Annotated in this window: 21 protein-coding genes; 4 read left to right on the top strand and 17 right to left on the bottom strand. The window is 48.3% G+C overall.

What is annotated here, in order from left to right; genetic code table 11:
* Position 1 precedes the first annotated feature (1 nt).
* Genes EQU24_RS01105 through EQU24_RS01095 form a run of 3 tightly spaced genes read right to left on the bottom strand, consistent with a single transcriptional unit; the run spans position 2 to position 2,533 of the window.
* Positions 2–1,213 (bottom strand): pilus assembly PilX family protein, encoded by a 1,212-nt coding sequence (locus EQU24_RS01105; protein WP_017841283.1) that lies wholly within the window; start codon positions 1,211–1,213, stop codon positions 2–4.
* A 16-nt stretch (positions 1,214–1,229) separates the two neighbouring features.
* Positions 1,230–2,015 (bottom strand): PilW family protein, encoded by a 786-nt coding sequence (locus EQU24_RS01100; RefSeq protein ID WP_014147550.1) that lies wholly within the window; start codon positions 2,013–2,015, stop codon positions 1,230–1,232.
* The gene (locus EQU24_RS01095; RefSeq protein ID WP_017841284.1) at positions 2,006–2,533 is read right to left on the bottom strand and encodes a GspH/FimT family pseudopilin; all 528 of its coding nucleotides are present in this window, start codon (positions 2,531–2,533) and stop codon (positions 2,006–2,008) included. Before EQU24_RS01095 ends, EQU24_RS01100 begins: the two co-directional genes overlap by 10 nt.
* Before the next feature lie 125 nt (positions 2,534–2,658).
* Here EQU24_RS01095 and EQU24_RS01090 point away from each other — a divergent pair, with 125 nt between their 5' ends.
* Positions 2,659–3,012 carry a hypothetical protein gene (locus EQU24_RS01090; RefSeq protein ID WP_017841285.1) on the top strand — a complete coding sequence of 118 codons (354 nt, stop codon included), beginning with the start codon at positions 2,659–2,661 and terminating at the stop codon, positions 3,010–3,012.
* Between the two features lie 309 nt (positions 3,013–3,321).
* On the opposite strand, the gene EQU24_RS01085 is transcribed toward EQU24_RS01090, so the two are convergent.
* The 11 genes from EQU24_RS01085 to EQU24_RS22175 all read right to left on the bottom strand — a co-directional run bounded on the left by EQU24_RS01085 (position 3,322) and on the right by EQU24_RS22175 (position 12,592).
* Positions 3,322–3,690, bottom strand: coding sequence for a VOC family protein (locus tag EQU24_RS01085; protein WP_017841286.1), 369 nt, complete (start codon positions 3,688–3,690; stop codon positions 3,322–3,324).
* A 90-nt stretch (positions 3,691–3,780) separates the two neighbouring features.
* Complete coding sequence (locus tag EQU24_RS01080; RefSeq protein ID WP_026130236.1) at positions 3,781–4,368, bottom strand: hypothetical protein; 588 nt, start codon at positions 4,366–4,368, stop codon at positions 3,781–3,783.
* A gap of 116 nt (positions 4,369–4,484) precedes the next feature.
* On the bottom strand, positions 4,485–5,216 hold the full coding sequence (locus tag EQU24_RS01075; protein ID WP_017841288.1) for a cell envelope integrity TolA family protein: 732 nt from the start codon (positions 5,214–5,216) through the stop codon (positions 4,485–4,487).
* Between the two features lie 275 nt (positions 5,217–5,491).
* Positions 5,492–7,072 (bottom strand): IS66 family transposase, encoded by a 1,581-nt coding sequence (gene tnpC, locus EQU24_RS01070; RefSeq protein WP_244310899.1) that lies wholly within the window; start codon positions 7,070–7,072, stop codon positions 5,492–5,494.
* A 55-nt stretch (positions 7,073–7,127) separates the two neighbouring features.
* A complete protein-coding gene (locus EQU24_RS01065) occupies positions 7,128–7,379 on the bottom strand; it encodes a hypothetical protein (RefSeq protein WP_017841278.1) in 252 nt (83 codons plus the stop codon).
* Between the two features lie 951 nt (positions 7,380–8,330).
* Complete coding sequence (locus EQU24_RS01060) at positions 8,331–9,221, bottom strand: reverse transcriptase domain-containing protein (protein ID WP_244310898.1); 891 nt, start codon at positions 9,219–9,221, stop codon at positions 8,331–8,333.
* A gap of 162 nt (positions 9,222–9,383) precedes the next feature.
* A complete protein-coding gene (locus tag EQU24_RS22845; RefSeq protein ID WP_244310897.1) occupies positions 9,384–9,656 on the bottom strand; it encodes a hypothetical protein in 273 nt (90 codons plus the stop codon).
* Between the two features lie 929 nt (positions 9,657–10,585).
* Positions 10,586–10,945: a Tn3 family transposase gene (locus EQU24_RS01055; protein WP_017841280.1), complete on the bottom strand. Its 360-nt coding sequence runs from the start codon at positions 10,943–10,945 to the stop codon at positions 10,586–10,588.
* Positions 10,946–10,950: 5 nt separating this feature from the next.
* The gene (locus tag EQU24_RS01050) at positions 10,951–11,823 is read right to left on the bottom strand and encodes a GNAT family N-acetyltransferase (protein ID WP_017841281.1); all 873 of its coding nucleotides are present in this window, start codon (positions 11,821–11,823) and stop codon (positions 10,951–10,953) included.
* Positions 11,824–11,847: 24 nt separating this feature from the next.
* Positions 11,848–12,246, bottom strand: coding sequence for a hypothetical protein (locus EQU24_RS22665; RefSeq protein ID WP_186005693.1), 399 nt, complete (start codon positions 12,244–12,246; stop codon positions 11,848–11,850).
* A gap of 31 nt (positions 12,247–12,277) precedes the next feature.
* The gene (locus EQU24_RS22175) at positions 12,278–12,592 is read right to left on the bottom strand and encodes a hypothetical protein (protein ID WP_017841290.1); all 315 of its coding nucleotides are present in this window, start codon (positions 12,590–12,592) and stop codon (positions 12,278–12,280) included.
* 73 nt (positions 12,593–12,665) lie between these two features.
* Between EQU24_RS22175 and EQU24_RS01040 the strand changes: the two genes are divergently transcribed.
* From EQU24_RS01040 to EQU24_RS01030, 3 genes are all read left to right on the top strand, one after another.
* Complete coding sequence (locus tag EQU24_RS01040; RefSeq protein ID WP_017841291.1) at positions 12,666–12,893, top strand: hypothetical protein; 228 nt, start codon at positions 12,666–12,668, stop codon at positions 12,891–12,893.
* Between the two features lie 42 nt (positions 12,894–12,935).
* A complete protein-coding gene (locus EQU24_RS01035) occupies positions 12,936–13,640 on the top strand; it encodes a hypothetical protein (protein ID WP_017841292.1) in 705 nt (234 codons plus the stop codon).
* A gap of 353 nt (positions 13,641–13,993) precedes the next feature.
* Positions 13,994–14,347, top strand: coding sequence for a hypothetical protein (locus EQU24_RS01030; RefSeq protein ID WP_017841293.1), 354 nt, complete (start codon positions 13,994–13,996; stop codon positions 14,345–14,347).
* Between the two features lie 146 nt (positions 14,348–14,493).
* Here the strand turns inward: EQU24_RS01030 and EQU24_RS01025 are convergent, their stop codons facing one another.
* From EQU24_RS01025 to EQU24_RS01015, 3 genes are all read right to left on the bottom strand, one after another.
* Entirely contained in the window at positions 14,494–15,723 is a 1,230-nt protein-coding gene (locus EQU24_RS01025) for an ISL3 family transposase (RefSeq protein WP_017841294.1), read from the bottom strand.
* 614 nt (positions 15,724–16,337) lie between these two features.
* Positions 16,338–17,426, bottom strand: coding sequence for an STAS-like domain-containing protein (locus EQU24_RS01020; RefSeq protein ID WP_017841295.1), 1,089 nt, complete (start codon positions 17,424–17,426; stop codon positions 16,338–16,340).
* Between the two features lie 360 nt (positions 17,427–17,786).
* Entirely contained in the window at positions 17,787–18,950 is a 1,164-nt protein-coding gene (locus tag EQU24_RS01015; RefSeq protein WP_017841296.1) for a tyrosine-type recombinase/integrase, read from the bottom strand.
* Positions 18,951–19,062: the final 112 nt, after the last annotated feature.

Here is a 19,062-nt window from a genome sequence, read left to right as displayed (position 1 = left end):
TTTAAAAATCTTTCCAGGTACCGGGAATGCGCGTAGCATCATCTACGCTCATTTGAAAAATATCATTCAAGGCATCACCGCTGCCGTGATCGACTTCAATGAATTTCGTATTGGCATTAAACTTATACGCATCCCCTTCGATCAGAATTGCCCCATAAACTTCTGCTCCACCAAAACCATTGGTCGCACAAGCTGTCGCCGTCTCGTAATAAATAACGCCGTAGACGCGAATGCTGCCATTAAACTTCGGGCATCCGTATCCGCTGGGGATAATCAGTAAAACCGGATTATTCGGTCCGCCGATGGTCCTATTGTCAATGCCTACGCCAGAACAAGAACCGGTTATATCGGATGAATTTATCGGCCCACTGTTATTGACAACATAGATTGAAGGCGATGAATTCGGCGGCCCGCAAGGAATGCTTGTATACACATGGCCTGCATCTGTGGCTTCTTGTTTAGCATCGGACAAGCTCATTTCAAAATAATTATTCCATGCGCATTCAGTGCCTGGACACCCGGGAAACGTACCGACATTATAATTATCCGATACCCCCGTCTCGCCAGTGTCTAACACGCCATTGTTATTCGCATCGTCCCACAGGTTTACGTTCATATGCCCTTGAGGAAGACAAGTCGAAGAAGCGCTGGTGCCGCTTGCGGCCACAAGATTGCCTACCCCGAGTAAATAAGTAGTCGGGCTTCCTTTGGTACCCGTAATACACCCTGATGCAGCCAACGGCGGCGGCATCGTCATGCCGGAACCGAACAGACTTTTGCGGATTTGTTTAACCCACGCTTCTGATTGTGCTGTTATGCTGGCATCGTTACTTCCTTGCGATACCGAAGTCACTCGTATCGCGTCGCTTCCTTTAGTAAAAGTTAGTAGATAATTATAGCTTTCACCTGTCGAGGTTCCGACAACAGGCGGGAGCGCCGAGGGGCAACCATTTGGCAACGAACCCGCTGCACAAGTGACGTTATTGGGAATTGTGTTGCTTTTGGCCCAAGCCAAGCCATATTCAAGCCCGGCTTCGGCTGCCTCCTGTGCTTCGCGGGCTCGTAAATCGTTACCGACAATTTGTTGTTCCATGACGCCTGTACGCGCCGTAGTCAGCGCAACGCCCCCCATCACTATCGACAAAACTATGACCACAATCAACGTAGCCGCTCCTTGCTGTCGTCTCATAAAGCCAATACCAATCATATTCATATCAAGGCAGTCCCAATCAATTAAGAGGCGGTAGATATTTATCGTTCCTGATCCGCACTTGTTGCGTGATTGTTTGCGAAACTGCAGTATCGGTCCGTAAACGCCCCGTCAATCCGATTGCAACATTGCGAACGAACAAACAAGCAGGATCAGGTGCGGTGCCATTTCGAACGCATGTCCGACACGCTTCACCGGCATCGCACAATCCGTTGCAGTTATCGTCGCCATCAAAGCATCCATCATTATCTGAGTCGGTCGCCATGCTGGTAACATTAAGAACTTCTGTAGCCAATACGAACGCTAAATCAATTATCTCAACATCCGGCTCGGTGACCGATTGCCAATCGCCATTAGTACAGTTCTCATTGGTCGTGCCATCACGACGCATTTCCAATTCGCCGTCATTATTCAGTCGAAAGCCAAAACGTTCATCATCATTCACAACCGGAGGATTGTCATTATTACGGTTATACGCATAAACAATGCATGAGCCACTGTCATATATCGCAATATCCGTTGTTGCGCCGGCTGTGAGATCGTCAAAAAAGGGGTTATTTTGCAAAGCGGCATTATTTTCAGGATCATCTGTAACAAAGCCAGCGCGTCTAATATCGCGCACCATGATATCCATCATTGCCCGCATATCCTGATTTAAGCGAGTCAATTTAATATTGTCGCTTTGACCTCTAACCGATGTAGCGAAAACATTGACACCACCCGCAACAACGATTAAACCGACCAACATCCCAATCAACAACTCGATTAAAGTCAAGCCGGTTTGATATCGTTTACTTAGCTGCATAGCGGATACCTGTCTATAGTCCCGCATATCCTAATGCGCCCCAATAGACTGACGGTGACAGTCGCACTAAAATATTCAGATGTCAAAGTAGTAGCGCCATCCATCAGATTATCGCCTCGAGTTGGATTAAATAGAGTAAAAACATCGTCATCCCCGCCAAAGGCGGCTGAATCTAATGTTGTCCCGAAAAAATCGCTACCGTTGACTGTCTTGAGTAATTCATTACTTCCGTCAGGATCGGCATGAACGGTATAACTCCAGTTGCTTCCTGTTGAAAAAGTCACCTTGACGATTCTATTGCGTTTAATCGATTCAGCGCGTGCCAAACGCAAATCGGTGGCTATTGCTTCAACAGCACCGGTAATACGTTGTTTATCAAGGGTCGAATTAAAGGCAGGAGCGGCAAGAGCTGCTAAAATCGCGATAATCGCAACCACAACTAACGCTTCAAGAAGAGTGAAACCTCCGGAACACGCACTATTCCATAAGGAAGACATAGAGAGGGGGTTTTTATTCATTCCATTATTATGTGGCTGCACAAAAAATAGCGCCTAATAAAACGCTATTCGCATTATGCAATATGCGGTATTAAGCTACAAGCAATGATGCGAACCGCATAATGTGTTTGAAACAAAGAGGACTTATGACAGACATACCAAATCACTGGGCGCAAGGCTGGGCGTTTTATAAATCCGGAGGCAAGGGCTTTGTGCCGAACGAAGAAGATCCGGAACTGATCGAATGGGTCAAAGGCTTCGGGGCGGCGATGGCCGATTACGACTTGGAAGGCGAATATCCGAGCCTTCAAACCGCCCTACTCGACCACGGCATCGATGCGGATTTGCTCGCGGAATGTTTAAAAGCGGCCGAAAGAATCCTCGCGGAACCGGAATTCAACCGCTGGCCGTCGGTGCCGGTGCGGGGTTATGGCGAAGGGAATCTTCGGGCGGGGCCGTTTGTGGTGGTTTTGCCGGATGCGGCGAATGATGATTATTAGACGGGTAACGGCCAAAACCGGCCGTTGGCGATGCCGGCGAAATTTTCCATCCCTAAGTTCGGTGAATGGCAGCTATTCGGCAACCAACCTTACGTCCTTTTTTGGCTCCACCCGGCCATCAAGAGATAGACACCGGATTAGTATGGGTGGCTGGTCGTCCTTGTAAAGCAGTCATTCAGAGACATCTAGCCACGCACCTAAACCGACATTGAAGGAAAATTCAACGTTTGAACTCACCGGCCGTCGGAGGCGGTCCGCTAGAATTATGGGTTCGGCGTAGATTTCAACCGCATGTGCTCCCCTTGGAGTTCAATCAATGTTTTGGCCAATGCGCCAAAGAACACCGGATGGATCGTAAAGACAGAAATCACGCATGCGCCAAGGCTGATTTTCCAACTCGGTAACCTTGACTCCGTATTTTTCAATGACACCGCTTTTCTGGACTTGCTGCCACCATGAATTCACATCTTCTACCAGGATGTGCATCATGAAATTCTCGGCGAACGACTCGGCGCAGAAATCTTGGAGCAGAAAGCTAACATGCCCAAAGTGGAAGTAAGCGATACCGGCACCTTCAGAGGCCATCGTAAAACCAAGATCCTTGTAGAACTGCTTGGAAAGCTCGAAGTCCTTTGACGGAACGAAGGCCTTGATTTCAGTGATTTTGAGATTTGACATTTCGGTTTCGTCCTACGACGCTGAACGCTCAGCATCAGCATCAGCATCAGCGGTTGCAATCACCCGGTCGCGACGAGAGACTTTCCAACTTCAAAACGTCCGACTTCGCGACTCGGGTGCATTGCTTGGTTCTGCGATTGCAGGTAGACCGTCCACCAGCCCACTGCGGTGGACGCATATAATTATGATTCCGACACGCTGAATCAATGGCGCTGAAGACCAGCGGCTAGAAAGTTCAGCAAATTTTGTAGAGTGTGGCACGGCAACACCTAAAAGATCAATATCCGAAACTTCTGAAACCGTCATTAGTTGGCCGATTGCCTCACGTAACAATGGGTATTCCGATGAGCTCTTGGATCGTTGCAGCTTTCCCTTCTTGCTTTCAACTCGTAGTCGCCGGCCGTTTCGCAGTGTTGCTACAACATCGCCAAGGCCTGGGCTGGAGTGAATCTTCAATTTACTTTGAGAATCAGCAATCTTGTATACGCCCTGCCATGAATCTCCAGATCTTGTAACGGCAATCAACCCCTCATCGCGGAGAAATTTGTCCATCGGGAAGTGAATTTTATTCAGATTTCGCACCTGCGCACCGTCGATTGCGACATCCACATCACCTGTCGCATATTGATTGCGAGCAATGTAAAGCGCTAACCGAAGGCTAACTTCGGCTTCAGGCATTCGATCATCGGGTAGGGTGTCCATCATCTTTTCGCAGAACGACCAAGCTCACTGGCGGCAATGGAGCGCAGCGGAATTGCCGTCCAGTGGAGCGCCTTGTTAGCGGAATATGCTGATTAAATACCAACTGCCTTTTGAACATGAAATGTAGCCAATTCTTTTAAAGTAAACGAATTGTTTCCGTTTAATGTTTCTTCAAGATCAGCGTGTTTCTCAAACCAGCTGTCATCAAGTGGGTAGAAAGTTTTCACATACTCAGTTCCCGTTTCAATAATAGCCCTGGCTTTGCGTTCTCTAAAGTCAGTTAAAAGCACCTCGTATAGGTCTTTGCTCACCTTTCTTGTTTTTCGCAACCGAATCGTGCTCGCAGGCTCATAATAAACTTGATCCCTATCAGGGTTCCTCTTCTGCTCACCACCTTTTGCATAGTACCAATACTCTTTAACTTTTCGTTCTTGGTTGGCAATTCCATATCTAATAGCAAGCGATTCATTCCCGTGCTTGCCAATTTGGTATGTATATGGTGTAGTTTGTTGATCACCATCTCGGTGCTGTTGGCGTTCGACTTCAATTTTTCTTTTTTTCTTAGCTTCACGCTCCATCCACGCTCTGTTTTCAGCCTTTGCTCTCTCTCTTTTTGCTTTGGCTTCTGCCTCTTCTTGCTCTTTTCGCTTTCGATTCTCCTCAGCCTCTTTTGCCTTCCGCTCTAGATAAGCTCGTTCTGACTCAGGGTAAAATGCATGGTAAATACTACGGATTACAACATACAAGATCCAAAACCCAACGATAAGCAATACCACATAGGGGAGGAAAAGATACAGCGCAGCAAAAACTATGAGATGCCACATTACTTGCTACTCCTTTTGACAATCATCCCGGCACTCTCTTGTACTTTTCTCGATCTGGCTGATAAATGACCTTGGATAATATCTGCCGGAGACCTTTTATTCTCATGAAAAATGGACCTGCCTCTAATTTAACCCTCTCCCAATCATGTTTGAGTAGCAGGGCTATTCTTTCTGAGAATTCATCAGAGCACTCATTTTCTTTACCCTCAACTGGCAGTTTTATACAACCAATAATCTCTCTGTCATCTTGTAATCGTTTAGCCCCCCTGTTCCTATCACGCCAAAACCGGCATAGGCAAACGAGGGACGGGTTGGTTTTTACGGCGTTCGGCCAGTGTTTGAGCAATAAACTCCCAAGGATTCAGGTCTCTCAAACGCGCGGTATCAATCACGCTCGCCAGCAAGGCAACCACGCGACTGCCTTGTGCCGTCCGCGAACCGAAGGTGATTTTGCGCAGCAATACCCAGTGCCGCAAACTGCGTTCCGCCACGTTGTTGGTCAATGGATGCGCCGGCGTTTCGACCACGCGCACGATGGCCTCCCAATCGTTGAGAAATTCGCCGGCTAATTGTCGGCTGTCAACATGCGCGATGTCTCGGTGCGTCTCGCAGAGCGAGCGCAGCAAGGTCAGCAACTGTTGATTCTGCGCCCATAAGGATTCGGCATCCGGCGGCGATTCGCGGAGTCGGTGGATGTTGCGCATCAACAGGATCATGGCCAATAACAAGGCTTCGCCGAAAGCTTGTCCTTCGCTATCCAGGCACTGATACAGTGCTCGGGCCTTGCGCACCAAGTGCGCCCAACAGTGCAAGCGCCTAGGAAAGATGCGATAGACGCTGTAGCCGTCGGTCATCAGTAAGCCGCAAAACGCTTCCCCTAAGAGCTGGTTCACGACGAGACGATGGCGTTTGCCCACTTGATAAATCACCGTCTGTGCGCTGACAAAGACCCAGAGCCAAAATAACTGCCCGGCTTCTTTCCAGGGTGTTTCATCGATATGTAAGAGGCCGGCGGCCTTGAGTTCCGCGATCAACTGCTCGTCGACGACCGGCGCAACGGCACGTCCCGCTTCATGAATGCATTGATTAATGGTGCTGGTGCTGAGGTAGATTCCCAGCCAATCGCGCAAATAGGCTTGGATTCTGCGGCGCGATGCCCGTAGGGACAATGAGAGATAGACCAGAAAACTGACCAGCCGGGGGCCGCACAGATGCCATTCGCTCAGGGCTACGCTCCAGCCGTCTTCGTCGGCGCCTCGCCCGGGCTCGGCAAGGGTTTGATGACCGCAGGGACAGGTCGCCGAGAAGTAGTCATGTCGGCTATGTTCGATTTGTAATTTCGGCGATTCGGCGTTGCCGACTTCAAGCTCCAGTTCGAACCGGGCGTTCCAGGGTCGATAGTCGGTGTTGTCGGCAAACGATTGCCCACACGCGGCGCAGCCATCCGGGCGATGCTCAATCGTCCGTGTCACCGGTAAGGTCAGGTTGCGGCTATAGCCTGGGTTACCGACTTGGCGCCCGGCTTTTTTAGGCTTTTCGCTATGACCGGTCGCCGCCGGAGGTGTTGCCGAGTCCTGGCTAGGTAAGTCATCTGACGAAGACTCAGACGAATCCAGTGCCGACAAGTCGTCCGTTGCCGGCGCTTCTTCCGACGGTTCGGCGCTGGATTGATTCGATTGCCAAGGCTCCCGGGATGACGGCGGACGCGAACTCGTATCCGGGGATTGTTTGAGTCGTTCTCGGGCTTCTTTGAGATCCACCAACAGTTGCTTACTCAATGGACGCAACTCACCCTCCGGCAAATCATCCAGATAGTCCGTGTCCATTTGGCTAAGGTCTCGGTCGCTCAACGTCATGTCCTATAGCTTTTCATGTTTTAACGGGAGATGCTACTTTTTTAGTGATGGGGGGCTAAACGATTACGTCATCTTTATCGTTTGGGTTGAGCAGTGCCGCAAACTCCGCTCTATGTTTATTAAGTGATTTTTCATCTCGCGAAATCAGTGCATCGTGAACTGAAAGAGCATTATTTCTGATTTTTTCGCGCCACGCTCTACGATCCTGTGTAATGTTTTCAATGCTTATTTTTCTCTGTGCAGTCCAAAAGGCAACAGCAGCAGCAACAATCGCCGCAATAACCGTTGAAGTAAGTAATGCTCCCATCGTCTCCTTCTCCCGCTAACAAGTTATAAAGCTGTTAACAGTATATCTACCACGAAACTTAGGTTGCAACAATAAATCTGTGAACTGCAAGGATTTTCCCCTTCCGTATATCATCCAAACTGAGCCAATAGATGTAATTGGAGGTTGTCATGTTGACCCTTACCGTATCCTTAAGCTAGGCGTTCGAGTCGCAGCGTAGCTTACGCAACATTCCGGACCAGCAACGCCGTGATTTTCATAAGTAGCTTAGGTTTTAACTGGATTTTTGACCCAAGCCAAATCATTGGCGGCAATGACCCAGTTTGCAGTCAGTGATCAAAGATATTTTTTTGGCCGGTTTTGGCCGTTGGATGCGGTCGCTAACGACTGCTTTTTAGCCCGCCCGTTCCAAATATCTGTATTTTGCCGACTGGCGGCTTTGGAGAAGCGCGAGTGTCAAAAATGGGTCGGAACAAGACAATCACCTGATAACCCTATTCAATCAAATTAAACTGACTCTTCCGTACTTGCCGTGGTAATAGCGTATCGAGACCAAATAAGAAAAGAAGACGTTCTTTAAGTAATTGATATTAAATGTGATTCAAGCGCGCCAAGATTTTTCGCGAAAGCTGAAATGGGGTCCGTCCGATTTCAGCAGCGAAAAATTACTTGGCGATTATTGCCTTCGGCGGCCCCGATTCGCCCTGCGTCCGTGCCACTACGCCACATCATCGTAAACTCGATGCGGCTCCGTAGCACTCCCACAAATGGCTTTACGCCGTGTCGCGATGCCTTGTATTTTGCCTCCGCCTACGCTATTCGCGCAGACTCCGGCAAAACACCCGGCGCTACGGCTATCGGGGACTAAAAATCTTCACTTCGCTATCGCTCCGTTGTTGAGTAGACCGCAGGCACTTCCCCCACAGACTCTCGCAGAACGGTACGTGAACCTCTCGATTCATACCGCTCCCATCAGGCAAACGCACCTATCATTCCCGCCCGCCAATGGGCAAACAAGTTTGGATGTTGATCTGCAATCTTCTCCAGAAACAGCATTGCCTTTATTTTATGCTGGCGTAGCGGCTTGAACTTTCGTCTTACCCACCTCACCAGAGTCATGTTGACGTGACGACACATACCATATAACGCAGATCGGGTATAACAACCATAATAGCCTATCCATCCCCTAATGATGGGATTCAACCATTGTGCTATTTGCCCTAAGCTCAACTCGGTACGCGTTCTGACTCGTAACTTTCTGACCTTTCCTCGCATTGACTTCAGCGCCGCTTTACTCACCGCCGGCGTAAAGTTTACAAACACACTGTTTCTTTTGCGATTCCTACACAGTCGCCGTCTGAACGTATACCCCAGAAAATCAAAGGAGGTATGCTTATAGCGCCCTTTGCGACTTCCATCTTTACAGTAAACAATCTTGGTTTTCACCGGATGAAGTTCAAGCCCACAGGACTGAAAGCGTTGTTTCAGTGCTTCCAGCATGTGTTTGGCTTCTGCCTCACTCCGGCAGTGCACCAGACCATCATCGGCATAACGACACCAGGGTGTATCCGAGTAGTGCTTTTGCAACCATTTGTCGAAGACATAGTGCAGAAACAGATTACTGAGCACCGGACTGACAACTCCACCTTGTGGCGTGCCTTTTCCCCGGCTACTCAATTCCCCATTGGGCATCTGCATCGGCACCGTCAACCAGCGCTCGATATACAATCTCACCCAAGCCGTATCGGTATGCTTATAGACCGCTTTAAGCAATAGATCATGCGGTATATTGTCGAATAATCCCTTAATATCAAACTCAAGTACCCAGTCATAGCGCCAACAACGTTCTCGCGTGACACCCACCGCATCGAAAGTGCTGACTTATTCGGCCTGTAGCCATACGAGTCAGGCAAAAGTGCGGCTCAACCTGGGGTTCAAATTCCAGTTTGACGACCATCTGAGCAATACGATCACTCACGGTGGGTATACCCAAAATCCGTTCGCCACCTGCTTTCTTCGGTATGGCTACCGCTTTGACAGGCGGCGGAAGTAACTGCCGGACGACAGCCGATTCCATAACTTGTAAAGATTGTCTTTCAGATTTCTTTCAAAATCTGCCAACGATTGCCTATCAACACCTGCAGCACCCGCATTGGCTTTCACCAATTCAAATGCACGCATCACTTGCCATTTCGAAATGACAAATGGCTTTGCCTCGCTCATATCATCCTCCTGCCTTTCAACAGTTGTGATAGCAATAAAGGCTGCCTGATGTTGCCCCCTTCGCTCCTCGTTCATTACAAACGCTTCAACACTACTACGAGCAACTCCGCCCCAGTATCACGCATCGGTACTCTCATACTTATCAATTTAGTGATTTGCATTTCTCCCTTAACATCATGATGACTGGTTCCCACAGTTCCCATTGAAAGCCCGGTACAGAGTCACGCCCACTATACGCCGGACACCATCTGCACAGACTTCGGATCCGCTTGCAGACTCATCCCTGAAGTCTTGGACGCCCCAGGTTTTGATGTCGAGTCTCTGAATAACGACGCGTCAACATAGGTTCGGTTTAACTCGTCTCTCTGTACCCTACCTGCTAATTATGAATTAGCTTTTCCTCAACGCTCACTACCTGCACTCTTAATACAAGCAGCTTGAGGTGGTTTAAAGCCGGTTTCCGACAACAGACTTTGATGGACCTACCATCATCTTCCAATGAGCTTATACACATCTGATCGCTATTTCCGTATAGCGTCAGTTTGTGTGCCTGTGGCACACTCCAAGATTTTCAGCGTTCGCTGCAAGGCTACATGTTTAGCCGACCTGTTACAGCGGAGCAACTCGAAACCGGCTTCGGCCAGGTTGTTTTTTAATGGCGATAGCGAGGAAATCAGCCGTGCTGTGGATCGCCACCGCTAGCGGCGGCCTGACTTGAGGCGCGGCACATTACCGATAATTCTCAATTCCCGTACTAAACTTCCGTGGATTGCACCTGCTCCGGTAAAAAGGCCTCCGGCCTGCATAGACGTAACTTCTTAAAAAGTCACGGCAACCTCTCGCAAAACAAGCGACATTGGGTGCTAATCAACAAAAGGCTCTAAAGTTTCACGAGATTTTAGCTAACCTCTTGCGCAGAATGGCCTGCGGACGATTTTCGATCTCTCAAATTTTAGCTAATTTTAGAGGCTGTTTTTTGAGAGCTTACAACCCAACGGAATCAATCATTTTTTCATCCGAGAAATCATAATCCCCTGCAAGTTAAAATGGCTCCACCGCATGACGGAATCGTTTCGGATCGCTTCCATGAGTTCTTTTTTACGCTCTTCGTTATTATCCTTACCGAGTTCCTTTGCAAGATAAAGATAGTTCCAACATATAAGGGTATTTTTGATGAGCCGGCGACAGCCTTCCGCAATGTCCTGGTCTTCTTTTTCATCTTGAGAGAAGGCATGATCATTACCCAGTGAAATCGCCTTGGACAATTTATTCGCCCCGTTGATTATGCTGGTTTCATATTCAAAAACCGCCGCCCCGCCTAAATATAACGCGCTAGAAAAGGCAATGTGCGTCGCTGCCAGCACGAAACTTAACCTAATTCAAAGCTGGTGACACCATAGACCTTGTTAACCGGCACAGGCGGCTCTAGTCCGATATACATCCGGGCTGTTTCAAAAACCGGTTGCATAGCGCAGCGATCGACCAAGCTCGTTGCACACGGGTTTATTGCAGGAATATCGAGAAAAAACGGACTGCTTTCTGGCAATCTGGTTTGCAGTGCCTGCAATAAGGCTTCGGCTTGCGGTTCTGTTTGGGCAAATAAAGGGCCGATTTTAAAGCCGATTCGACATTTTCTTGCCATGCCGTAACCGACAATTTTGCTGTATTCCCGATAGGCCAACGCATGGCTATTGGGCTGATTGAGCCAGGAGAATAAAAAGGCGGAACGGTCAACGGTGAAAACCGATTGGTCAAAATCCATGAGGGCTTCCCAGTCACACGTCATAACATCAACAATCGCCGGGTCAATAGATTGCGAAGCGCCCGATAATCCTTTATAGCGAATATTCTGGTACGCCAGCTTGAAGCCAAACTTTTGATAATTGGCCTGTTGGCTGACCACACCGTCCAAGCCGATGGTGCGTCCTTGTAAACGATCTATCCCCGCTTGCCATATCTGAATACCGTAGCCCTGCTCCCGGTATGCCGGTTTGACGATGTAAAAGCCGAGAAAACCAAACGTCTCTCCGTATTTCACCGCTGAAATGCAGGCAATCGGTTCATCATCCAATAAACCGATTAAAAACCCGTCTGGGTCAGCGGCAAAAAAACATTCGTGGTCATAAAGACCCGGATTCCAACCCTCGCTAGCGGCCCAGTCAACAGCAATCATCATTTCATGGCAGGTCATCGGGCGGATTTGATATCTGGAAGCAGTCATAAAAATAGTCTCAACGTTCATGTGTTAGCACAGGAAAAGAATGCCTCATTTTCCCACGCCTTTAAATATAAAGAACCTAAACGTCAGAAACAGCGCCGCCCCGATTCCGCCCATGATGTATAAGGTCTTGTCCCCGGTACCCATGCCGACGTAACGCATCGACACGATCAGCGCCCCCAGGACCATCACCATCGGCGTGAAATCGAGATATTGCACGCCGGCCTCGTGGCGCATTTCCCGCACCTTGCGCTTGTCGATGATCCGTTCCTTGCCGGATTCGTCGAGCATGTCGTAGATCGCCTGCGGCACCCCGCCCGATTGCTTGACGACGTGACTGATATACAGCTCCGGCGATTCGATCAGGATGCCTTTGGTTTCGATGTAGCGTTTGACGATCGTCCGGATCGTGTCCGGAGGCAACGGCTTGACCCCAATCTCGCGCATTTTCCACCACAGTTTCCGGACGCGGGCCTTTTCAGCCGATCACCTGGGCATGGTCGAAAATGGCCAGCCAGAAGGCCACCTGCGTCGGCGTCAAATTGGTCAGGTCGTCGACCGCGATCACCGGCTTGGCTTCGGCGACTTGCTTCAAGGCCGCCTCCCGTTCTTCCTTGACCGACGACAACGGAATGTTGATCTGCAGGCCGCCGAACACGGTGTAAGGATCGTCCCGGAACTCGGTGCCGCCGACACTGACCCGGCCGATGAACGACAACACGGCGTCGTCATCCCAGGCCGCTACCCGGAAAGGCAAGAATAAGGCTACAATAAAGACGATTCGCACGATCATGGATTCACTTTTATCATACAAAAGTGTAATTTTGTTTTAACTTAGTCTAGCTTTTGTAGCCGCAAAAGTGAATATGAATAGTAAAGAAGCCGAAATTTTATTTCAGGCGGGCGCTTTAGAGGCGCCCGTCACCCAAAAACACGCCTCCGGAGACGGCTGGACCGTCACGCTGGAAGGAAAGCATAAACTGAATCCGATGCTGGAGACCGCGCGCGGCCAGGTTCGCGTGTTCAAGCGCCTGGACGCGGCGGTGGGGGTGTTGTTTGATATCGGGCTTGGTGAAATCCATGTGATGCGATGAATCCTGTTGCTTAACCTTTCATTCTGCCCTTGGTAATCCACCATGACACATAAGAAATCAAAAAAATCCTCGCGCATCCCCCGCCAACGCCCTAAAGCAGACCGGCGCAATATCTATTTTGTCACCAATGAACCGGTGATCGACAAAAGTGACAACTTGACTCCCGAAATTACGCTCGCCTTAAATAAAATCTATGAAGAAATCGCCAACCACAGGCCGAAACCCGCCATTGCCGAACTGGAAGCGCTGCAGGTCAAGCACCCCGACGTGCCCAAGATAGACAATTTACTGGTTGCCGCGCACAGCATGCTGGGTTACCGCGATAAGGTCAATGAATTAGCGGAAACAGCCTACCGAAAATTTCCGAATTATCTATTCGCCAAGATTAACTATGCGCAAATGCTGTTGAGCCGGGGGGAATTCGATGCCGTTCCCGATATATTCGATCATAAATTCGACCTGATGCTGCTTTATCCTGAGAGGCGATTATTTCATGTCTCCGAACATACCGGTTTTATCAGCGTCCTATGTGCCTATTTCTGTTGCGTTGGCCGACAGGACATCGCCCAGGAGCTCTATGACAGCCTCCTGAAAATTACCCCGCAGTCGCCCATGACGGCCTACGCCCGCTCGTTTCTTAAGCCGAGTTTACGCCTACGGCTAATACTGTGGTTGCGGCGGCGAAACGCCCGAACGGACGACGACATACCGTCTCCGCCCACCTCGTCCTATCGTTTCGAGGCGTGAGCCTTTTGAAAGATGCGTAATTTGTAAAACCAAGCGCGCCAAGATTTTTCGCGAAAGCTGAAATGGGGCCCGTCCGATTTCAGCAGCGAAAAATGACTTGGCGATTATTGCCTTCGGCGGCCCCGATTCGCCCTGCGTCCGTGCCACTACGCCACATCATCGTATACTCGATGCGGCTCCGTAGCACTCCCACAAATGGCTTTACGCCGTGTCGCGATGCCTTGTATTTTGCCTCCGCCTGCGCTATTCGCGCAGAATCCGGCAAAACACCCGGCGCTACGGCTATCGGGGACTAAAAATCTTCACTTCGCTAACGCTCCGTTTCCAAGATTTTCAGCGAAGGTAGGTAAACAATGAGCGATATTCCAAATCACTGGGCGCAAGACTGGGCGTTTTTTAAATCCGGCGGCAAGGGCTTCGTCCCGAACGAAGACGATCCGGAGTTGATCGAATGGGTTAAAGGTTTCGGAGCGGCTATGGCCGATTACGACTTGGCAGGCGAATATCCGAGCCTTCAAACCGCCCTACTCGATCACGGCATTGATGCCGATTTGCTCGCGGAATGTTTAAAAGCGGCCGAAAGAATCCTCGCGGAACCGGAATTCAACCGCTGGCCATCGGTGCCGGTGCGGGGCTATGGCGAAGGGAATCTTCGGGCGGGGCCGTTTGTGGTGGTTTTGCCGGATGCGGCGAATGATGATCATTAGGCGGGTAACGGCCATTATGTCAAGTTTCCTTTTATGCACAGTTTCTTAGTTTCGAATAGCTGACATCAGGAATTAAGCGGATTGAGCAAAGCAGCCAGATAAAAAACTGGTCATAATTTTTGCAAACTTCAGGAATAGATTTGGCTCTATGTGAAATACAGTGGGTAATAAAATTTCAACTTTCCACATAGGAAGTAAATCATATTAATGAAATTGTTGATGTTGCGATAGCCTCTGGCTCGCCGTTTAGCCAGCTGAATCTTACTATTGATGCCTTCAAGAATGCCGTTACTAATGAGTGATTCCACGAAATGCACAATTCCCGACCAATGTCCTCGAACTGTGTTGGCGAACTTGATAAACGCTGGAATTTTGGCTGCGTCCACCTCATCGCACCATTGCCTCAAAAAAGCCTCCGCTGTCGGTTTGTCGGGCATTTCCCAGAGATCATTGAATAGCACTTTTAAGCGGTAAGCTTCGCCCAGCGTGGGGTACAGTTGTATCAGTTCATCCAGCTCTTTTTCTTTTTTGTCGGATAGGTTTTCCCGGTTCTTTAGAAAAGTGTATTTGTGGCCTTTCAGAGCATCATGCTCTTTGCGTTCGGCAATGCGCACCTGATTCATGGCCTCGTTCAATAATTTCACAACATGGAATCGGTCAAAGGTAATTTGTGCAGACGGGAATGATTCGGCAGCACCGGCAATAAATGACGGTGACAAATCCATGCTGATTTGCTCCACCTGTTCTTTATCAACACCTTTATCTTCAAGGTGTTGCTGAATACTTTGCAGCGTTGCCTTACCCTTACCTTCGGTGACATGAATTACGCGGGCTTCATCCAAATCAACGCCCAGCGTAACGTAATGATGGCCTTTTTTGGTCGAGGTTTCATCGACGCCCAGCTTGGTTATCATGCTCGGATCATCGGCTGCTTTTGCCTTGCTAATCCAGTGATTAAAGATAGTCCAGATGCGCTGTGGATTGACCTTCAGTATCTCGGCGACTCGGTTGACCGGCATTTCCCGCTCAATCAAGGCTAGCGCTAAGGCTTCGAATAACAGGGTAAAACCACTGCCTGGCCGTGCCCAAGGAACGTCAACAGTACGGACTTTGCCATCGGTCGTGGTAATGCGCGGCACCGCACAATGGAGGTAACAGGTGTGTTCAAAAAAGCTCAAATGTTGCCATTGCCGCTCTACGGTATCATGCACTGGACAGAGGTTATTCGCGTCGTCTAAGAAGCGCGAGCCAGTCACGAAATCGATATGCAGATGAAGTTCGCTACGGGCCAATTCATCTGTAGAAAAGGTCACAGCTTTGACCTGCCAAGGAGGTTGCAGGCCTAAAGCCATGCTGAATAAAGTTTCACTGTTCATGGCTATATTATTGCATTACCCACTACGAATCACATAGAGCCATAGATTTTCGTTGTTCAATTCAGAAAAAGGCCTTCAACACAACAGATAGCTTTTTTCTACTTAAATTAGTTCCCAACAGGAAAACAATCATGCGGAATTTATCCGTCATGTCGATAAAAAGTGATAATTCGAAAGGGTCTGATGACATCGACTGGAATAAGCGCTGATATTGCTCCCTTTTGGTGTATTTGAATCCTTGTTTCAATTCATGGAAATTATGCAAAGATTGCGAGCGAGGTAGAGGCATTAAAGCCAGCTTACATCATGGTTGCGCCAAAGCCGCTGCACATAAAAGGAAACTTCACATAATGGCCGTTATGCAAAGCTTTGCATAACGGCCACAACCTGCCGGACGAGTTTGATTTTGGAATGGCAGCTTTATGTCATAACGCGCTTATTTTTAGGCAGAACTAACTAGGCGAAAGACACAAAACCAATCTACAAACCGACTGCGGTCGGCGTTAGGTCAAGAAAACATACCCAAACCCAAGTAAGCGCACGAAACAAACAACCCAACCTGAAAAAACACGGTAGCAATTGTTGATGCGATTCTGAAATGCCCTGACTCAACGTCATTTCCTCTTAACTTGGTCAATAGTATCTGCCTGACTGACTGGATGATTTGCTTGCCTCGACGCAATAGCCCTAGAAACCATCTTATCAACGTTGGGTTCCATGTTATCGGGCAGTAATGTTATTTCTGGATGAGATTGTGCGTAGACACGGAAAATTTCATCGGCAAAAGCTTGGCCGATAGCCAACACACCCTCAAAGTCAAAAATAACGTAATGAAAGCGTTCTAACCGTGCCAGTAATCGTTTCGCTTGCGACCTGGATACAAGTTTTTCATTACCGTATTGGGCTAAGCGCACAGGAATGATGGTTTTGTTGAATTGAAATTCGTCGGGTCCGGCATAGTCGTCGAACACCGCTTGAATCTGGCGCGTCGAATCCCGATTAATAAGCATATAGACCACTGTACCGTCTTTATCTCTAGAAATAGACGACTCGAGAATAAAATCGAAATCGAATGTGTCGTCGTGACTAAACCTGATTCCACACGATTCGATTTCAAACTCGTCGAAGACTCTCGATGTAAAGAAAATGCCTTCGCCGGTATGATTGTCGGGATCGGTGGTCAGCTTGCCTTTGGACAATTCGAATAGGGCTTGTCGTTCGTCACTTAAATCGCACAGCCGTTTAATTTTCCTAAAAATACCTTCACCGTCGTCAACGACAGCGATGACTATTTTTTCTTTGTCCCGTACAACGGATATATAAACTTGTTCTCCGCCCGAGTGGTCGATGACGTTATTGACCATTTCGGTAAAACCGTAATGGCATATGTCGACGATGTTTTCAGGCAAACCGTCAAATACGAAAGCGTAATAATCTCGCCAGACGCTATCCTCTGTGAAGCCTTCGGTCAGAGGAAATAGAGACTTATATTGTCTTAAGTCGCCAAGAAAATATCTTTTTCCTTTACCGGTGCCGCTCGAGTTTAACCAGCCTTCGGTTTCTAAGCGTTTTATGTGGTTGTTGACTGCTTGTGCGCTTATCGAGAAGATAGTTGCAATATGTTTTGCAATATCAATGGGATGATGCCTGACGTCCCTAATAATTTGGCGTCGAATTTGCTCACCGCGCTCTTTGTTGCTCATACTTTATCCTTTAAGAAAACAGTTTTCTTAAAGGATAAATCGATTTTTCTTAAAGGGCAAGAGCCCGATATAGACTGATTGCACGGTTTCTTGTTATCTAGCGAACGTCTGCTGCTTGCCAATGGCCAGTCAACCAAACAATTTCTGTCAAAGACGGCTTTGGGTCAATACCGACCATACGATTTAATTATCGCTAAAAACCCATATTTCGGACAAAAAAATGCGGTCAACGAGCCGCGCATTATAAATAGGAGTAATTATTCAGATCCCCATGCGGCATTTGGGTACTTTTTTCATCCAGGCTTTCGTATGGCACTCAATAAATCATCCGGATTTCTTGGAAGGTTTCGGTCAATAGTTTTAAGCGCTGTTTTTTGCCGCATTCAACATGGCTGCTGTTGCACGATTGACCGACTCTCTGACGGGGTCGAGATCGAGCCGCGCATAAATCGCGGTGGATTGGGTGCTCTTATGATTGAGGCTTTTGCCAATCGTCAACAGACTGGCTCCGGTTTTCGCTTGCCAACTGCCTAACGTGCGGCGTAAATCATGAATGCGTAAATCGGAGAGGCCTGCGCGTTCAAGCAATCGTTGCCAAGCTTTTTTGGGTTCTACCAAATGACCTGTCTTACCTGTACCGGGAAAAACCCACTCGCTCTGAGCGCTGAGTTTTCTGTTTGCTAAAATATCAATGACCTCGGGTGATAGGGTTACTGTTTGAGCGGAATTGCTCTTGGTAATGATTCGCCATTCGCCTCGTTCTAAATGAATTTCATCCCAGCGCATCGCTAGAACGTTTGATTTCCTAACACCAGTCAACAAAGCCAATAGAAAATAATCCCTCATGTCAGGATTTTCTTCTTTAGCCAAGGCATCGAAAAATCGCGGAAGCTCGTCGGGGTATAAAAATCGATCCCGCTCGTTTTCAGGATATTTTTTAATTTTTTCAGCGGGATTTGTGACCTTGTATGAGCGTTCCAGAATTCCAAAATTGTAAAGGCTTGATACTAAAGCCATCGTTCGATTAGCGGTAGTGGGCCGGTCTTTGCCCAGCTTTTTGTGCAGGGCAGACATTTCTGCAGAAGCGATTTTGGATAATTTGCGTTTGGACCAAGGTTCCAAATAGCAAGTAAACGATTTACGGTATTCTTGAACGGTTTTGGGCGACAAGTGCTGGCCTTTTTTATTGCGCTTATGCTCGATAAAATCGTAGAATAACTCCAACAGCGTAGGTTCTGCTTTTTGAAGCTTTAACGGTTCATTCGGATTTTCACCATTTTCGACCGCTGCGTTTAATTGGGCAGCTTTACTGCGAGCCTGCTCCACCGTCATTGCCGGAAATCGGCCTAAAGTAATGCGTTCCGGTTTTGAGGCACCTTTGATCCAACGATAAAAACAGAATGTTTTGGTGCCTGCAGAAGATACCCTCAATAGCAGCCCCTTGGCTTGCTTATCATGAAATTCGAATCGCTGTCCTTCAGATGGCAGGGGTATCGCCTCGATCCTGCCTTTAGAAAAATTCATTGTGTTTTTGCCATAGCTCCGGCTCCGTTCCGTTTTTGGGGTTAGGATTCTGGGTTAGGTATGGGTTAGGGTTTTAGTCGACTTTGAGGGAAAATAATAGAAAAGAATGGTT

Source organism: Methylotuvimicrobium buryatense (genome assembly GCF_005931095.1).
GTDB lineage: Bacteria > Pseudomonadota > Gammaproteobacteria > Methylococcales > Methylomonadaceae > Methylotuvimicrobium > Methylotuvimicrobium buryatense.
Note: the sequence above shows the minus strand (reverse complement) of the source record. Positions and strands in the feature narration are given on the sequence as shown.

What these genes read in the sequence shown, in the direction of transcription:
- EQU24_RS01105 (WP_017841283.1), bottom strand. Translation starts at nt 1,213, where the DNA reads ATGAATATGATTGGTATTGGCTTTATGAGACGACAGCAAGGAGCGGCT.
- EQU24_RS01100 (WP_014147550.1), bottom strand. Translation starts at nt 2,015, where the DNA reads ATGCAGCTAAGTAAACGATATCAAACCGGCTTGACTTTAATCGAGTTG.
- EQU24_RS01095 (WP_017841284.1), bottom strand. Translation starts at nt 2,533, where the DNA reads ATGAATAAAAACCCCCTCTCTATGTCTTCCTTATGGAATAGTGCGTGT.
- EQU24_RS01090 (WP_017841285.1), top strand. Translation starts at nt 2,659, where the DNA reads ATGACAGACATACCAAATCACTGGGCGCAAGGCTGGGCGTTTTATAAA.
- EQU24_RS01085 (WP_017841286.1), bottom strand. Translation starts at nt 3,690, where the DNA reads ATGTCAAATCTCAAAATCACTGAAATCAAGGCCTTCGTTCCGTCAAAG.
- EQU24_RS01080 (WP_026130236.1), bottom strand. Translation starts at nt 4,368, where the DNA reads ATGCCTGAAGCCGAAGTTAGCCTTCGGTTAGCGCTTTACATTGCTCGC.
- EQU24_RS01075 (WP_017841288.1), bottom strand. Translation starts at nt 5,216, where the DNA reads ATGTGGCATCTCATAGTTTTTGCTGCGCTGTATCTTTTCCTCCCCTAT.
- tnpC (WP_244310899.1), bottom strand. Translation starts at nt 7,072, where the DNA reads ATGACGTTGAGCGACCGAGACCTTAGCCAAATGGACACGGACTATCTG.
- EQU24_RS01065 (WP_017841278.1), bottom strand. Translation starts at nt 7,379, where the DNA reads ATGGGAGCATTACTTACTTCAACGGTTATTGCGGCGATTGTTGCTGCT.
- EQU24_RS22845 (WP_244310897.1), bottom strand. Translation starts at nt 9,656, where the DNA reads ATGAACGAGGAGCGAAGGGGGCAACATCAGGCAGCCTTTATTGCTATC.
- EQU24_RS01050 (WP_017841281.1), bottom strand. Translation starts at nt 11,823, where the DNA reads ATGAACGTTGAGACTATTTTTATGACTGCTTCCAGATATCAAATCCGC.
- EQU24_RS22665 (WP_186005693.1), bottom strand. Translation starts at nt 12,246, where the DNA reads ATGCGCGAGATTGGGGTCAAGCCGTTGCCTCCGGACACGATCCGGACG.
- EQU24_RS22175 (WP_017841290.1), bottom strand. Translation starts at nt 12,592, where the DNA reads ATGATCGTGCGAATCGTCTTTATTGTAGCCTTATTCTTGCCTTTCCGG.
- EQU24_RS01040 (WP_017841291.1), top strand. Translation starts at nt 12,666, where the DNA reads ATGAATAGTAAAGAAGCCGAAATTTTATTTCAGGCGGGCGCTTTAGAG.
- EQU24_RS01035 (WP_017841292.1), top strand. Translation starts at nt 12,936, where the DNA reads ATGACACATAAGAAATCAAAAAAATCCTCGCGCATCCCCCGCCAACGC.
- EQU24_RS01030 (WP_017841293.1), top strand. Translation starts at nt 13,994, where the DNA reads ATGAGCGATATTCCAAATCACTGGGCGCAAGACTGGGCGTTTTTTAAA.
- EQU24_RS01025 (WP_017841294.1), bottom strand. Translation starts at nt 15,723, where the DNA reads ATGAACAGTGAAACTTTATTCAGCATGGCTTTAGGCCTGCAACCTCCT.
- EQU24_RS01020 (WP_017841295.1), bottom strand. Translation starts at nt 17,426, where the DNA reads ATGAGCAACAAAGAGCGCGGTGAGCAAATTCGACGCCAAATTATTAGG.
- EQU24_RS01015 (WP_017841296.1), bottom strand. Translation starts at nt 18,950, where the DNA reads ATGAATTTTTCTAAAGGCAGGATCGAGGCGATACCCCTGCCATCTGAA.